At 35.8% G+C, this 16,574-nt stretch carries 10 protein-coding genes and 1 pseudogene; 2 read left to right on the top strand and 9 right to left on the bottom strand.

The features are described 5' to 3' along the window. Positions 1-434: 434 nt before the first annotated feature. The 3 genes from BW716_RS32340 to BW716_RS32330 form a co-directional block, all read right to left on the bottom strand. Positions 435-2,198: an SWIM zinc finger domain-containing protein gene (locus BW716_RS32340; RefSeq protein ID WP_083730192.1), complete on the bottom strand. Its 1,764-nt coding sequence runs from the start codon at positions 2,196-2,198 to the stop codon at positions 435-437. Positions 2,199-2,324: 126 nt separating this feature from the next. Next, entirely contained in the window at positions 2,325-3,857 is a 1,533-nt protein-coding gene (locus tag BW716_RS32335; protein ID WP_083730191.1) for an ATP-binding protein, read from the bottom strand. Between the two features lie 729 nt (positions 3,858-4,586). After that, positions 4,587-6,005: a Fic family protein gene (locus BW716_RS32330; RefSeq protein ID WP_235643991.1), complete on the bottom strand. Its 1,419-nt coding sequence runs from the start codon at positions 6,003-6,005 to the stop codon at positions 4,587-4,589. A gap of 439 nt (positions 6,006-6,444) precedes the next feature. On the opposite strand from BW716_RS32330, the gene BW716_RS32325 reads away from it, so the two are divergent. Further along, positions 6,445-6,918: a hypothetical protein gene (locus BW716_RS32325; protein ID WP_083730190.1), complete on the top strand. Its 474-nt coding sequence runs from the start codon at positions 6,445-6,447 to the stop codon at positions 6,916-6,918. A gap of 29 nt (positions 6,919-6,947) precedes the next feature. Here the strand turns inward: BW716_RS32325 and BW716_RS39280 are convergent. Both BW716_RS39280 and BW716_RS32315 read right to left on the bottom strand, forming a co-directional pair. Next, positions 6,948-7,184 (bottom strand): annotated as a pseudogene (locus BW716_RS39280) (Fic/DOC family N-terminal domain-containing protein); the annotation flags it as partial. Between the two features lie 56 nt (positions 7,185-7,240). Then, positions 7,241-7,582 (bottom strand): helix-turn-helix domain-containing protein, encoded by a 342-nt coding sequence (locus BW716_RS32315; RefSeq protein WP_083730189.1) that lies wholly within the window; start codon positions 7,580-7,582, stop codon positions 7,241-7,243. Positions 7,583-7,685: 103 nt separating this feature from the next. On the opposite strand from BW716_RS32315, the gene BW716_RS32310 reads away from it, so the two are divergent. Next, positions 7,686-8,432 (top strand): alpha/beta fold hydrolase, encoded by a 747-nt coding sequence (locus BW716_RS32310; protein WP_083730188.1) that lies wholly within the window; start codon positions 7,686-7,688, stop codon positions 8,430-8,432. A 384-nt stretch (positions 8,433-8,816) separates the two neighbouring features. On the opposite strand, the gene BW716_RS32305 is transcribed toward BW716_RS32310, so the two are convergent. The 4 genes from BW716_RS32305 to BW716_RS32290 all read right to left on the bottom strand — a co-directional run bounded on the left by BW716_RS32305 (position 8,817) and on the right by BW716_RS32290 (position 16,121). Then, entirely contained in the window at positions 8,817-12,176 is a 3,360-nt protein-coding gene (locus tag BW716_RS32305; protein WP_083730187.1) for a DEAD/DEAH box helicase, read from the bottom strand. 62 nt (positions 12,177-12,238) lie between these two features. Beyond that, complete coding sequence (locus BW716_RS32300; protein WP_083730186.1) at positions 12,239-13,039, bottom strand: nucleotidyl transferase AbiEii/AbiGii toxin family protein; 801 nt, start codon at positions 13,037-13,039, stop codon at positions 12,239-12,241. 1 nt (position 13,040) lies between these two features. Then, the gene (locus tag BW716_RS32295) at positions 13,041-13,931 is read right to left on the bottom strand and encodes a type IV toxin-antitoxin system AbiEi family antitoxin (RefSeq protein WP_220388880.1); all 891 of its coding nucleotides are present in this window, start codon (positions 13,929-13,931) and stop codon (positions 13,041-13,043) included. A gap of 369 nt (positions 13,932-14,300) precedes the next feature. Beyond that, positions 14,301-16,121: a hypothetical protein gene (locus BW716_RS32290; protein ID WP_083730184.1), complete on the bottom strand. Its 1,821-nt coding sequence runs from the start codon at positions 16,119-16,121 to the stop codon at positions 14,301-14,303. Positions 16,122-16,574: the final 453 nt, after the last annotated feature.

The following is a 16,574-nucleotide window of genomic DNA, read 5'->3' as shown; positions in this document are numbered from 1 at the left end:
CAACTTCTTCAGTGCCCTCTAATAACACTCCCCCTTTTTGTTCCCGTTATTCAATCAACATCCTAAAGAATGCCATATACCATTCCTGACCCGTAATTGTCAGCTTTAACATTCAAGATTATAACCCACACAGAAAAATGAAATAATATTTCTGTAACAAATTATTCTAAGAAGGTATTTATGAAATTGGTTCTAGTAATAATATTCTAAGTGCTTGTTGTACTAATGGGCTTGAATTCTTGACTATTGATATATATTATCCTACAAACCGGTTCGAAACTTGTCCCCCAGCCCGCAAAAAAGCAAAACCCACTCTATGACCGGGTTTTGCTTTTTAAATAAATTTTGATGAATTTCTAAGATGCTTATTATCACCTTTATAAGCATTCGAAATTGGATGTGATTATTTAATCAGGCCTAACCTTTCCAGTTGATTACTGTTCGGATTTACCTTTTTCTAAAATAATGACTTTATTCAGTTCCTGGATCATGGCCGGCCGACGAGGATATTTCATGCTTAGCATCTTTGCCACACCAATAATTTTTTCTTTCCCGGCAGGAATGCTTTTAATGACTCTTTTCATTTTACCTGCCAGATTTGCGTATTCAACCCGATTACCTGCAATATCTCCTTTACGCTCAAATGCAGGTATATATAGATCTACTAATTCTGTCGGATAATGTTTGGATAAATGATCATGATATTGCAATATTCTATCCAATTCTGTTTCCTTACACACTAATATTAAGAGTCTATCCCAATATTTCTCTTCAATATAAATAGGCGCGAGCGCATCAAGGAAAAGTGCATCTGGTGAATACCATAGTTTACTTTTATTGTTTTGATGCTGCTTGTTTATTTCGGTTATTTTATCTTCAATGTATTTTTCAATTACCGTTCTCCATTCAGTATTAGTAAAGGTTTTTTTCCATTGAATATAGTAATCCCTGTTGAACCAGCGATCAAAAGCAAATCGCTTTGTATAAAATCGGATTGTCTCCTTATCTTTTTCTATAATTGCAACACGAAGTAATTCTTCTTCCCAATCAGAAACAATACCTGGATGCTTTTCCTTTTCGGCTATTTTTATTCCTCCAGCTATTAACTTTTTTGCCATCAGAAAATCTTTTTTATTGATAGCACTTTCCACTTCGCCCTTTCTGATTTCAACTACATCTAAATTCTGTTGAATAAGTTTCCTTATTTCACCTTCCTTTCCTATTGCTTTTAAAAATTCAATTTTTCGTACAAGAAAATAATCCTTTCTAAAATCACGTTTTCCCGCTATGTATTTTGCAATCTGCGTATCAACATACTGTAAGAATTCCTTTTCTTTTTTTAATAGCTCTGCCAGAGATTGATAAACAGTTATCATCTCATATCCAAAGTCTCCGTAATCAAAGTAAAGCTGATTGCTTAACTCCGTTTGTAAAAATGAAAATATTTGTTCTTTTAGCTCAATTGTTGGTTCTTTAGCCAGCGAGATATTTTCAATCAGCTGTATTATACTGAAGATGGCATCCCCTATATTCCCATTCGAATCATCACTATATTCAATAAGTTCCGTTACTTGCTTTAAAACGGCACGTGCCAGGGTAAAGGCTTCTCTAAAATTCTTTTTAGCCAGTAGCGCATCTCCTTTTGCAACCAATTTCTTGATTTCATTTGTAAGACTGTAGGTTGCCCGATAATCAATGAAACCTTCTGAAGCATGCTTCCGGATGATAATTTTGATTAAATCTGTATATTTTTTTGCAGTATCAATACGTTCATCTTTGTGCGCGAACCATAGCTCAAAAACAGATTTAAAATTCTTATCTTTTGTTGCATGTGCAAGAATAAACTCCTGGTACTCTTCTACATTTATCTTTTGCAATAACTTTTTAAAATCCGGCTGGTTGGCCTTCTTTGCACGAGCAATTTTACCAGACAACTCTTCTTTTAGTAGAAATAATACAGCGACAACATGTTTGCATGTATCGCCATCATACGGGCAGTCGCAGGAATAATCTTCAATTTTGTTTTTATTACCCAGTTTTATCTCAATAGAGTAAGTTGAGGTACCTGCTACTTCAGCCTGCCAATAATTATTATCTGTTTCTTCAAGATCGATTACTGCACCATCTTCGAAATACTGTCTCCCTCGTTGTATGATCGTTGAACTTACCTGTAGCTCAAAATTTTTCAGGGTGAGCATAAATAAAGTTAAGATTTGTTGGAATAAATTTGTTGTACGCTAGTAACTAAGCAAAGATAAGATGAGGTTTTATTAGCAGAGATATTCATTTCTATCCGTGGGAAATATCATTATGGAGATAAATTATTATTCTATTTCTTTAACCAAAAAGTCCTGAACAGCTCTTTTCTCTGAGGAAAAATTGATGCCTATAGCGATTTTCCTTCTTGCATCCATTTGATAGGGACGCAAATATCCTTTCTGAAAAATCTGCTCAAGGGCCAAATTCGCAGAGCTATTCAGTTTTAATTCTAACGCAAAAATATATTGATCAGTGAATACAAGCACATCACACCTACCGGTAGCACTATGTACTTCACTGCGTACATCAAAACCTAAGCGTTTAAAGGAGAGATGCACAATGATATGAAAAATCGATTCACTCTCTGCTTTCCAATGATCATAAGGAATAGTTGATAACAGTACATCCAATGCTTTGATCATTTGAGACATATCATTTTTTTTCAATGCCTCGCTCAAATCATCTGTAACAGACATTGAGTCATTGCCTGGAAATACATTTCTATAAGCACTCAGCAGTGCGTCCGTCAGACTTTCTTTTACTTCTGTATTTGGGTATCCCAACTCATACAATCTATTATTGGAATTATATCCTTTAATGGTCAGGTATCCTGTTTGAAATAGTACGGGTATCACAGCTATATGTTCTACATTAAAACTGCTTAATGCATTCTCGCCAATATGTACGGTTTCCAGATCATATTCCCTATTTTGTTTCATAAGGTTCACCAACCAGGTAGGCGTACCGGTATGAAACCAGTAATTCCTGAAATCACGACCATCCATATATTTCAGTAAAGAAAATGGATTGTATACACGTTCTGCTTCTTCATGCCAGGCATAACCATTATACCATGACTTCAACTTCCCTAAAAAATCAGGTTGATGTTGCTGTATTTCTTCAATCTCATCCGTAAAACCGCTCTCCAATTCCTGTTGGGTAATTCCTGCAATTGTTGCATATTTTCGATGGATTGTAATATCATTCAGGTTATTTAAATCAGAAAAAATACTCACTTTAGGAAATCTGCTGACTCCGGTAAGTAGCAACAAACGAATATAGGGGTCTGAATCCTTTAATACAGAATAAAAGCTCTTAAATATGGACCGGTTTTCCTCTACTTTTTCCAGATCCTCCAGGTAATCGGTGATAGGTTTATCATATTCGTCAATCAGGATAACAACTTGTCCATTAGCTGAAGCCTTCCGAATTAGTTCTTCAAATCTTCCTTTTAAATGTTTAGATTCCAGTTCTACACCCTGCTCTTTTGCTAAAACCCCTATCTCAATACTAAGAGCTTCGTATAGCCCTAATTTTTGATAGTCAAGTTTACTTAGCCTTAAATGTATTACTGGATGTTTTTGTTCCCAATTCCATTTATCATAGATCCAAAGGTCTTTAAATAATTCTCGGTTTCCACTAAAGATCTCTTTAATAGTGGATAGCAACAGGGATTTTCCAAATCGTCTGGGACGGCTAAGAAAATAATACTTTCCTGATTCTATTAGATTGTAGATTATTTGAGTCTTATCAATGTATAGATAACCTCCATTTTGTATTTCATTGAAATCTTGTATACCTATCGGATATTTCCTCATACATACAAAGTTAAAAATAAAATCTATGATAAAGGACTTAAGCATACCTTAGATAAGAGCCTTCACAACCATTACTAATGTGCCAATTATGTGTTATGAATTAATTTCATAATTCTTAGACATGTCTATGCTGAAGCAAATCATCAATTTCTGAACGGAATGTAAAACAATACGGCCGCCCTACCGAGCTGTCTATATGTAATTAAAAGATGTTGACAGCACCACCACCATACGTACATCTCCTTAGAATCTTGCTTTAATCTTCGCTATCACTCTATATTACCTATAGCAATAAATCACCAAAACAGAATCCGAATAACCTTTATTGATCATTTGGGACGCAGTATACAACACAGTTATTGTTTTTGTAGTTCCTGGTTGCGCAACCAATAGGGATATTGATTTTCTGTCAGATAAATATTGATTAACAAAATCCGATTGCCAGGCTGCCAGTATTATTTGCTCCATTAAATTTATTGGTTTAATGATAAATGCGATGGCTAAATATTAAAACTAGTATATACAAACATTCCGGGTTATAAATAAACCATTGTTAACCTAGCAAAATCTATCTGGGTTATCCGAACTTTCATCATACATTATTACATATATCGGTTTCTAATAGTTGATAATTCAAGTATAACTTTTCCTATTTATTCGCTTTTTAGAAATTCCTTATCTTATATATTCTTCAGATCACCACCTGCGGTTTGATAATAACAAAAGAGGCTATTGTTTATTAAAATTCTTAAGCCTGTAGCTTGTATTCTTTCCACTACCTTCCTGTTCCAGGATATTCTTTTTAACAAGATCCTGAATATCTCTCAATGCTGTATCAGTGGATATTTTAGTCATTTTTGCCCACTTTGAAACATTTAGTTTTCCGAAGAAATCATCTAAGATCACTTGCAACATTTTTTGTTGGCGAACATTGAATGTTATATCATTATGAGTTTCCCAGAAATAACTGCGTTCTAAAATTTTACCTATAGTTTGGTCGGTATGATCCATTGATCTATATAGACAATTTAAAAACCATTCCAGCCATAAAGTGATATCTAAATCACCTCTTTGCGTTTTTTCAAGTACATCGTAATATTCGTTACGCTCTTTTTGGATTTGGGCAGACATCGAATGAAAACGTTGCTTATTCTGGTCCGCACGAGCTAACTGCATATCAGTAATAGCTCTGGCAATACGACCATTACCATCATCAAAAGGGTGAATAGTAACAAACCATAGATGTGCAATAGCAGCTTTTATTACAGGGTCAACCTGCTGTTCATTGTTTAACCATTGTAAAAAAGTGGACATTTCGCTTGACACTTTATTTGCAGCAGGAGCTTCAAAGTGTACTTTTTCTCTACCCATTGGACCGGATGTAACTTGCATAGTATTATTACGCCAACCAGCAACCGTTATTTTATACATCCCACTCCTTCCTGTTGGGAACAGTGCGGCATGCCAATCAAACAGTCTTTCTTCAGTTAAAGAAGACTTATAATTCTGAGTTGCATCCAACATCATCTCTACAACACCTTCTACATCACGTTCACTATATATTGCTCCTGCAATATCAATTCCCAACCTTCTGGCTATGGATGAGCGCACTTGCTCTGGATTTAACAACTTACCTTCAATCTCGCTTGATTTTATTACATCCAATGTTAATGTTTGTAACATTGTTTCTTCTTGCAGCTTAAATCCAAGAGCGTTCATTTGGCCAAGGATTTTTCCCTGACGAAATCTTACTTCTCCTAATTTGGGGCCAAGCTTATCTTTATTCCAAGTAAAGAAAGGCCACCTGTCCAATTCATGTATATACATATTCGCCGCAATTATGCGGTGAATATACTTAATATTGGTAAATTCGTAATAATATTTATGGTTTTGCAGCGAATGTACAGAGTATTTACCGCATACTTGCGGCGAAATATCTAAATAATCGCCGCATAATAAGGGAACCCCATTTATGCTTACCAAAATTATTCCCATAAAAAGCAAAGGCGCAAATACCAGATTTTCGCACTTATTAGATAAACGGAAGTAACTTTCAACCTTGCATATCATTTGAAAGAAAATACAACTACTCCGAAATAATATTTTATCAATCGAAGTTATATCACTGAATTCTCCTGATAAATGCATGAATTTCAGATAAATCTTCTATAAACAGGTTCGAAAGTTGTCCCTTGTAGCCCGCTAAAAAACTGTATAGTTTAGCAAAAAATTGAAAGCCTTCAGATGGGAAATCTGGAGGCCTTTTTGCGTTTAGATCGGATTTTGCCAGTCATGGCCTGAATGATTTTGAGGGTAACAGGTTCGGGGGCAAATCCCTCTTTCTTCGCAAGTCATCATGAAACCTCGCTCCTTATGCAGGTTTTGTTTTTTAGGCGATTTCCGAGTCAACTCAGTTGGATTTTGATTTTCGGTAAGCGAAGCCAACCACACTGAATCATTCTTAAAAATCATTGCAGAACCTAAAAAGCTCGCCCAGATCACCCGACTTCCAGTCGTATCTGTTGCCATCGAAATATAATAAGCAGTATCTCTACTAATAGGAACTTTCCTGTAAACGAGTTCTAATGTGACATGCAGTCCTGAGAAATATGGAATCTCCTATAAACAGCTGCTTTCAGACACTAACACCGTCTATTATGCATGTTCCTCTCCATTTGATACTTCATTGATAGTGCAATTGCGTAAAGCAGGAAAAAAAGTTAATGTATTGGTGTATTCCTTACCTTCCAGATATCAACGTGGATTAGAGGGATATCATGGAGAAAAGGATGAACTGACGTTCTTAAATGGTTATTGTTTTGCCCTTGATAGTGCAATATGGAAAGAGTTGACGCAGCAGGTAGCGGTAGTAGTCAATGATACGACTTTAAAGCCGGATAATGGCTGTAATGATGATGCACGTTACTTTTTAAGTTATCAGCAGCATGCTGTTGCAGGAGCATGTAAGGATAGCAGTTTTATCAGATTATCAGCATATTTGAAGCAACAATTGCTACAACCACAGGAGAGGAGAAGAGATTCTGTGATCATTACTTTTTAGAAAGTTAATTGTAAATATTACAACCAACTTTAAAACATCTCATTGATGCTATTCATGGTATTTGCTATAAATGAAGTTCTTTGTAATTCGGGGCTAATCTGGTATTTTAATAGCCTTTTTGCCTGATAAAAATTGAATCCATATAAAACTGCTTCCCGATAGCGAAGCACCTCCTTCGTTGCAGGATCAATCATCGATGCATCAGTTGATAATGCCTGATAAAGTTTATCCTGAGTTGTAATCACATTCTCAATTTCAGAACTGGCACTTGCTTCTTTTTATATATTGGAATGATCCATGTGAAGAACAAATTATCTATCAATTATTTACCTACTATCTCTTTCCTGAAATTTTTCCCCCACTTTAATAATTCTAACAAAAGTGGTTGCATTGATATACCAAGAGGAGTCAGGGTATATTCAACTGTGATGGGCATAGTGTCGTAAAGCTTGCGTATAATAATTCTATTTTGCTCCAGTACTTTTAATTCCTGTGACAACATCTTCGGGGATATGTTTGAAATAGCCCTTTGTATTTCGCCAAATCTCTTATTACCATAAACGATTGAAAGGACTATAGGTATCCGCCATTTACCTTGTATTAATTCCAGCGCATCCTTCGCTGCTATCATTTCAAATTGACATTCAACTTCTTTTGCTTCCATATTGTAAACCTATTCACCCAAAGGTAACTACTTACCCAAAGGTAACAACTATCTTTTCTTAAGTAAATGTAGATAGGTTTACATCTTAAAATATCAAAGCAACATGAGAATAACACTTATGGCTTTCGCCATCACTTTTAGCACAATTTGTTTTGGACAGGTGCATCAGCCCAGGATTTTCTTATTTGTACCCGGTGCCTTCGATGGCGGCTGGGACTACGCTAAAGTAGATTCGGTTTTAAGTGCAAAAGGTGATATTGTGTATAGGCCAACCCTAACCGGACTTGGTGAACGTGCACACTTGTCAAACGAAAATATTAATCTTAGTACTTATATCGCCGACATCGTTAACGTTATTAAATTTGAAAATCTCCAGAACATAATTTTAGTGGGTCATAGTTACGGCGGCATGGTGATCGCTGGTGTTGCTGAGCAATTACCAGACCGCATCAGAGAAATTATTTATCTTGATGCAATGGTTCCGAATGATGGTGAAAGTGCCCAGACCATTGCTACAGTAGGAGGATTATGGGATATAATGATGAAACCTAACATAAAAGGCAACTTTGTGATACCAGCTTACTTGACACAATATGATGTGCCCCAATCATTGAAAACCTTCACTGAACCGCTAAAAATAAGCAATCCATTAGTTAAGAAAATTAAAACAGTATTTATTGCGATGACAAAAGACGGTGTAAGCAGTAGCATGATAGACAAGATGGGAACAGACCGTGCTAAAGAAAGAAATTGGAAAATTTATACATTAGAGGGAGGCCACTACGCTATGCGTGAGCAACCAGAAAATTTGGCAGATAAGTTGAGAGCAGTTGTAGACGATAATCAATAGAATTACCAGGTTGTCTATAGAAAACCTGGCCCCCTTTTTAAATGGTAACCGAACTTCTATCATACTATATTCAGTCTTTTGACCTGGACACACCCTAAATCGGACTAATCCTGTATAATTGGTTTGAGGTTACGATACCTGGGGCCGCAAGGAACTAAAGAATCCTTCAAGTCATTGCACTTGAAGGATTCTTTAGTTCGAAGGATTTCTTAGTAAAGGACCGAATTTTCGCAACTGATTTAATATCAGATATTAAGTTGGTTCTAAATGATGGATAAGTATTTAATGACTATGTAATTTTAATGGCTTAGGGGTAGGCTAATGAACATCATTGGAATAGATAGGCTAGAGGACTCAAAAAGCATAGCCATAAATTTTAAATATTCAGGTAAGTCTCTCCTCTAATTGTCCCTTCCATAAGACGAATCCTTTTTTAGGGTCGGAATACTCATGGAATATTCTACTGAAATCTGGATTTTCCCTTTTTAAATAATCCTGTTTGCCTGTATTCCTGATTTCTTGTAAGATATCCTCTAGCATTACAATTGCCAGACGAAGGTCTTCTTTCGTTTTATTAATATGCCAGATATAAGTCGCCTCGTTACTATCTAATGTTTCCCATACGAGATGGTATTTCCCGTCTCCCATTACTAAAAAAATAAATGAAAGCGGTTGCAGGATAAAACGAATTTTCAAGATTGATGCTTCATGTTTCTTCGAAAGATATTTAAGCTGCAAATAGTGCTTACTCTTTTTGATATTTAGAATATCATCCAATAAATCCTTGTCCGATTTGAAAAAATTTGTAATTGGTTTATTGGTAGCCAATGCAAGATCCTCCATGGTGGACATACACCTATTATCGCTGGTAGCACTTCGGGTTGCCAAAATATCTTTCTTAACAAATTCAAATCTTACACTCTCAATTATACTGCTGTTTATCTTGTCAATATCATCTGAAGTTGCTTCCGTAAATATAATGTCGGAGTTGTCAAATTTGATCCTTACCATTACTGTTAATAATTTCTTCTTAAGAACTTTGGCAAAGTAATCCTTCAATACTTCAAATTCGGGCCTGATATCATCGTTTTCAATCTTAAAATCTACATATTTATTGACTTCTTCTAAGTAAGAGGAAAAAGATACTGAACCATATTCAAATTTTAGACTATCCAAAGGAAGTTTTAAAGATTTTGATATAGATTTGACCACCTCGATTTCATTATTGTTATCAGGTAATGGTATTTTAATATCTGGCACCTGGAGTCTAACAGGTTTCATTTGTACTGCACTTAGCAGATGAGCCGAATTAATTGACCGGAATTTAATTTTTTCTATTCCTAATAGATTTAGGCTGAGTTGAGTTTCCATTGATGGGTTTTGTTCGGCCTGATAATCTAATATTTCAGCAAATACTTCTTCCTCCGCCTCATTGTAATTCAATATTCTTATCTTCCAGGCAACCTCACTTTTAAATTTTACGATTTCAAAAGGAAGATCCAAAATAGAAATTGGTAAGGCATTCTCTTTATAATTCAAATAAACCTTTTCTCCTTCCAATAAAAGAAGTAACTCATCATGTTTTTGCAATTGCCCAGACTTTTGCAATTTGCGGTAGTGCTTGCTTCTTTGTTTAAATAGCTTTTCCAGGTAGCCAATTTTGATATCCCGGTAGTCATATATAATAGGTGGAGTGCTGCTGCGTTGGACTCGCCCTATGTATTGAATTAGTTTACCCTCAAATGCAAAAGGGAATACGAGAAAAAGACAATCAAGATTGTTTATGTCTATTCCTTCTCCTATAAACTGTCCCGTTGCTATTAGTATTTGAAATTCTTCAGAAACAATCTGCTTCATTTTTGATTTTCGCAATTGCTCACTATCATCACCAGATAAAGTTATTATCTCAAATTGTTGTTTTAGAAATTGGCAAAGCGTATCAATATGGCTTTTTCTTTCTGTAAGGATTAACCCTTTCCTTCCGGATCCGATTTCCTTTTTGATATCATTAATTATAAGATTATTCCTTGTGGAATCATGAATGAGAACCTGGGCTAGAGGTTCAAACTTATCTGTTTTATAATCAAATGGAACAAACAAGTCTGTATCCCGGACAATTATTGAGAGGCTATTATTCGCCACTTCCCCTCCATTATTCGATTTCATTTCATATATAACCTCGCCGATGAAGGAAAACATTAATTGCTCGTCTTTGTTTTTTCTGAGTGGAGTTGCTGTAAGTCCATATTGGTAGAATGAATTGAATCTTTTAATTGTATCTCTAAAAGTTTTAGCCGGTATATGATGACATTCATCGATAATGATCGTTCCAAAAGCTTCAAAGATGGGATCATTTTCATTTATTACTTCCAGGCTTTGAAACATTGCAATAGTTATTAGTAAGCCCTCTTTCCTTTCCCCACTTACAATTTTCCCTACCAAATGTTTCGGAATCCCCATAAAATCTTGTATCCGGTCCATCCATTGATCAAACAATTGCTTACGGTAGACTATTATTAGTGCGGGTTGTTTTTTGTTTGCAATAATAGATAATGCAATTATCGTTTTGCCATTTCCAGGAGGGGCCACGATTATCCCAAACTCTTTTTTCGCAGTTATATCGACTGCGGCTTTCTGATAATCGCGTAGTGGTATTTTCGAGGGAATATTGATTTCAGTATACTTTTTTCTCTTATCTTTTATTTCATAGAGTATATTTTCTTTTTTACAATAGTCTATTAACTGACGCATGAATCCTCGCGGAATAATAATACTGTCTCCTTTTTCCTCTAATATTTTGAAATAGGCTTCCATTCCGTAAATGGATTTTCCCATTTTCTTTTTGATCAGATAATCAGTATTAATGAAATTGAGATGGTCTCTCAGGAAGCTTACTAATTGCGGTGTAAGCTGTGATCTGCTCAGTGTAATGACATTACTTAAGCTAATCTCAAGACAGCCCTGTTTTGCTACGATAGTTATAGAAGGATCTGGTTGTTGCAATGTAGCATCAAACAGTTGGTTATAAATAGCATCGATATTTTCAATAGTTATTTTTGAAATGGTACTTAGAAATACCCATTGATTTTCTAATGGTAATAAATTCCCATGATCAATGAAACAGGAATTGCCTTTTTCGACAGCTTGACCTTGAAGCGGTAATGCAATTAAGTTTCCTAAGCCTTCCCCACTATGAGAATCCTGACTTGGAAATATTCTATCAAAACTGGATTTCTTGTCAAATACCGAAATTATACCTGCCAATTGAAGCATGTGTTTTACAATTCTCCTGCTTTTATAAGCAGAGTAGGGTTGCGTAAAGAATATCCAGACATGTCCTCCGTTTCCCGATCTTGATCGTTCTAATGATGCAGGTATTTTATATTGATCGCAGGTTGTTAAAAATTTCTGGCATTCATCTTCCCATCCACGTTCGTCAAAATCAACGGCTACAAACCAGGAAGTATTATTCTCAAGTAACGGATATATACCAATTACCTGAACGCCTGTAAGATGGTTAACAAATTCTTTGGAGGTAAGAGGTACTAACGTTTTGTTTTTGAAATTCTGAAATGTACCACCTTTCTGTTTATGAGTTTTATAGGCTTCCCAATCTAGCTGATAACAAGTTATATAGCCACTCTTACCATCTTTTTCCTTTCTAACTGCAAAAGCATCCTCCCTTCCTTTAAACAGACATTGGAATAGGTCTAATTTTTCTTCAGTTATTTCTAAGGACATCATACTCGAGTGTTATAAGTTAGAATATTTCAATGAAGTGGCTTAAAATAGTCTACTGAGCAAACTTATAATTTTAAATATCTTTTAGATTCACGGAAAATATCAACAAACTTTGGCAGATCGTAGACCTGATCTTCTAGTTTCCTTTGCCAGCCCTGTTCCAGATTCTTTTCTTTTACTAAAACCCTTTTCTCAAATTCGGCTGGGTTATGGCCTTTATTCCGTGCTTTGCGTTCAAATTCAGGTTTATGATATTTAGTATCTATCCGCTCTAATTCATTCAGATACCAGAAATCATATAAATCTCGCGGCTCTGTTCGCCCCATTAAAGCAGCCATCTTTTCAATTAACACCTCAGACAATGAATAGCATTGTAATGAGAACGATTCTTCCGGAAGATCGGAGTATAGGATAAAGATCCTTTTCTGTTCGGTAGGAAACTCAAGTATCTCACCTCTTGTAATATCAATCTTCACATCTCTACTATTCAAATTTGCCTGCAATGGGCCAATATAATTTATATAGAATCCTATACTTCCATTTACATGTACATTACTTTCTTTAAACCGCATAGTAATATTGGCTTCTTCTTTAACAAACGCATATACCTTCTCAAATTCATTTAATAATTGTTGATTGGTAATGTTATTATCTATTAAAGTAAAATCCAGATCTTCAGAAAAACGATAGTCTGGGAAATACGCTTTTTTTAGAACGGTACCTCCTTTGAATACCAGGTTAGCGGATAAGAAAGAATTTTCCGAAATCCCAAATAATAACCAGCTAAGTACATAGTCTTTTTCTATCTGTGTATCTTTTAATTTGTTTTGTGACGCAACTGCATTAATCTCTTTTGGATGAATCATATTACGTAAATATGGGTGAAGTAATGTCTTTTGGTTCTATATTCTGTTGAATGCTCCATTTACTGACCAACTTACCCTTCTTTTCATAAGAAGGCTCCAGGAGGATAATAGATTTTGATGTTAATTGTTGTAAGCGATCTATAATTGGATTATAAATTTCCAGTAGTTCCAGCAAAAAACCTAATCTTTTAATTACAGACTGGGCTTTAAACTGCTCGCAATAAAAATAAAGTTTCTGGTAATCTATCTTATCCCTGGATTTATATAGTGCCTTTGCAATTTCGGTGATACCTCCCGCATAGTCAGGTTTATAGAGGCAATCGACAAAAGTTTTTTCCAGATCGGAACAGCTAACTTTATTAAAACTATCTATCCATATTTGCTTATTACCAAAGAAATGATTTGCATTGTGATAGATGAATTGAAATTTTGCATCTTTAATTTTCAGTAATGATGGTTTGATTTGTTGATTAACTACAATTCTTTCCAGTAATGATGGCTGTGTGATCAGACTATGTATTTCCATCGCACTGTAATACCCTATATAATACTTATTATTACCAACCAAGTATTTTGCGACCATATGCCAATTGGGGAAATAGTTTTTTGCTTCCTGTTCATACGGAATTATCCAATAAACCCCATCTTTTAAACGTAACAATAACTCACGTTTTACCATATCGCGCATTAGTTTCTTAACAGCTTCTTTAGAAGATGAATTTAGCAGCTCGTTAGCTTCGCTAAACGTAAAAGCAGGCTGATTTAAATCAGTAAAGTGTTTTATTAACTCTGCCGGCTTATTTGATATAGTCTTATATCTTGTATCCATTTGGGGACTTTTTAAGTCCCCACAAAGATATGAAATATCTCTAAACACATATCTTGTATCCATTTGGGGACTTTTTAAGTCCCCAAATGGATACAAGATATCTAATAAGTTGATTGTCAATGAGAAAGTGTGCCCTTGGTTTCAAATCGTGAATTTTCCGCTGATAATCGGAAATGAGGCTTTATAAAATCATCACTGGGTTAATCTTAATTGTTCTCAATCCCAATGAGATTTTTCAATTCATCTAATAGTTTTGTTTGGGAATGACTTTGCCTAATGAATGCCTGAATTTCAGACAAATCATCTGCGAACTGGTTCGAACTTCGTCTCTATTTGCCCGCAAGCTTTAAGCCCTCAGGTCGAAAGATCTGAAGGCCTTCAGATTATGATAAAAAGCCTGGCTTTCTGAATGAGAAAGCCAGGCCTTTAAATTTACTTCACTGATATTTTCCCGACAGCGATCTTCGTTTTGCCAAACATCCTATCATTACGTCCTACCAGATACAGGTTATTTCCTAATACGACGCCTTTCCTTGGCATAGCAGTAGGTATTTCCTTGTTATTGAAAATCATCTTACGGCTAATCTTACCCGTCAGCTCATCAACGGAGATCATAAAACAATCTGATTTACCAAACCGCGTAACAGATTTTACCTTCTGTCCGGATTGAGTTACACCGGCATTTTTAGGATTATCATTCAGCACAAGGTTAATGGTATTACCAGATCTGACCACACCAAATCCTGAATAGAATGGCATTTTCAAAGAAGAAAAGAAACTGAAACCGCTAATTGTTGCACCACCACCGGTTGAAGTTGTGCCAACGGCATATCTTTCGCTCTGAGATTTAGGTAATACCTGTAACCAGTCAATTTCACCCTGGGGCGCCACTTTACACATCAGCAAGTCACCGCTTGAATATACCCTGTAGGTAGTGTATGACCAGTGTCCGGGGGCACCATTTGTACCTGGTGTGTAAGTTGAAGTGGTATAAGTATAGGTATCAAAAGATTCAGCCAGTATCATCAACCCACCATCTGAGGAGTAGAAGATCTTTCTGAACTGCATGTACCGGGAGAAACCTTCTCCTTCTTCCTTGGTATCCTGCTTACCATCTTTTGTGTTTTCTTTCCCTGCTTTAGCTGTTTTACTGTCTTTACTGTTTTTAGCGTCTTTATCTTCTTTGGCGTCTTTGCGTTCTTTGTCTTTCTTATTGTCTTTAGCTTCCTTACCATCTTCCTTATCATCATCTTCTACATTATCACCATTTGACAGCATTGCATCATTAATGGCTTTATCGATTGTGGAAATCACTTTCCCTGTATTGACATCGATCCTTTGCACCAGCAGCCCATTTACTCTCCGGCTTTTCTTTTCATTGCTATAGAATGCAGCCAGTATCAGGTCCTGGTTCTTTTCCTGCAGCAATTTGGTGCTGCTCAGCCATTTACCATTAACGGTTGTATTAATTTCTGATTCCTGTTTGCCCGCTTCATTATACACGCGAATATTGTAATGGTTAAAGTCGAGGAACTTCTCCTTTTTCTTTTTACCTTCTTCATATTCATAAGTACGACCTACCAGGATTACCTTTCGGTTGATAGTATATATCACATCTTCCAGCTGGTATTTTTTTGCTTCAAATTCATTTGAGATCACCACAGGTTTAGCACCCTTCAGTTTACTGTCAAACTCCTGCACCTTGTACTCGTTCATTTCTTTTCCCTGTATACTGCTCACCAGCACCATCTTTGAGCTGTCAGCATTGTAGGTCAGTTTGAACTCAATCTTATCCTTCTTTGACTCCTGCTGGAAGGATGCCACCCGTTGCCATCTTACAGTCAGATCGCCGGATGCTTTATTCACTTTTGCTGCGAATAATTCAAGCATTCTGTCTCCCCGGCTATAGGAGGATGCAAAAATGAACAAGTCATTGCCTAAGGGGAAAAATTGTTCAAATTCTTTACCACGCAGATCTTTATTATAGTTGCGACGGTAAATTTCTGAAAGGTTGGCGTTCATTTTTATAAGCGTTCCCGATCCTCTGAAGGTAGCGCCAACCACAAAATAAGATTTCATTTTTATGTGGGCTTCTTCCAGGTAGATGCCTGTATTGTCTGTGCAAACTACTTTAAGGTCTGTTGAGCCTTTTTTAAGTTTGATGTCCTCCCCCCAATTTACGGAAGATTTTTGCTGGGCTAAACTGGGAATGCTGATCGAAAGTGTTAACAAGTAGAGATAAATAAATTTCATGTGTATGGGATAATTAAAAATATAGGGACAATGATATGACAATAAACGGTAAAGAAAAATGATTTTCCGGGCGTTTTTTTAAATAAAATTGGATGGGTATGCCGCTACGCAGAATGCCTGTAGGGAAAACCAGGTTCGTTACTAATTATCCTAATGTACCGGGCGAAAAACTATTATTGTGCATTAACCGATGAAAACAACTCTTCAGCTTTTACTTAATGCTGGTTATCCTTACTAGTGATGCTTACATAAATATTTCCAAACTATTAAAGATGTGATAATCGGAAAACTGAAAAATTCTGATTAAAAAAAATCAAAGACAAAATCAGGTCGGTGAAAGGCATGTTTAAGGGTTTCGGCTATAAAAGTTAATGGCGTTCACCATTTTAGCAGTATAAGCCGCCAAATTGGCCATGAAAAGTGATATTAGTCATTGAAGTTGTTTAAACTTAT

It is taken from the genome of [Flexibacter] sp. ATCC 35208 (genome assembly GCF_001975825.1).
Lineage (GTDB): Bacteria > Bacteroidota > Bacteroidia > Chitinophagales > Chitinophagaceae > Chitinophaga.
The sequence above is the reverse complement of the archived record's forward strand: the minus strand, read 5'-3'. Positions and strand labels throughout refer to the sequence as shown.

Coding starts and splice junctions, on each gene's coding strand:
- BW716_RS32340 (WP_083730192.1), bottom strand. CDS start 2,198: ATGCTCACCCTGAAAAATTTTGAGCTACAGGTAAGTTCAACGATCATA.
- BW716_RS32335 (WP_083730191.1), bottom strand. CDS start 3,857: ATGAGGAAATATCCGATAGGTATACAAGATTTCAATGAAATACAAAAT.
- BW716_RS32330 (WP_235643991.1), bottom strand. CDS start 6,005: ATGCATTTATCAGGAGAATTCAGTGATATAACTTCGATTGATAAAATA.
- BW716_RS32315 (WP_083730189.1), bottom strand. CDS start 7,582: ATGGAAGCAAAAGAAGTTGAATGTCAATTTGAAATGATAGCAGCGAAG.
- BW716_RS32310 (WP_083730188.1), top strand. CDS start 7,686: ATGAGAATAACACTTATGGCTTTCGCCATCACTTTTAGCACAATTTGT.
- BW716_RS32305 (WP_083730187.1), bottom strand. CDS start 12,176: ATGATGTCCTTAGAAATAACTGAAGAAAAATTAGACCTATTCCAATGT.
- BW716_RS32300 (WP_083730186.1), bottom strand. CDS start 13,039: ATGATTCATCCAAAAGAGATTAATGCAGTTGCGTCACAAAACAAATTA.
- BW716_RS32295 (WP_220388880.1), bottom strand. CDS start 13,931: ATGGATACAAGATATGTGTTTAGAGATATTTCATATCTTTGTGGGGAC.
- BW716_RS32290 (WP_083730184.1), bottom strand. CDS start 16,121: ATGAAATTTATTTATCTCTACTTGTTAACACTTTCGATCAGCATTCCC.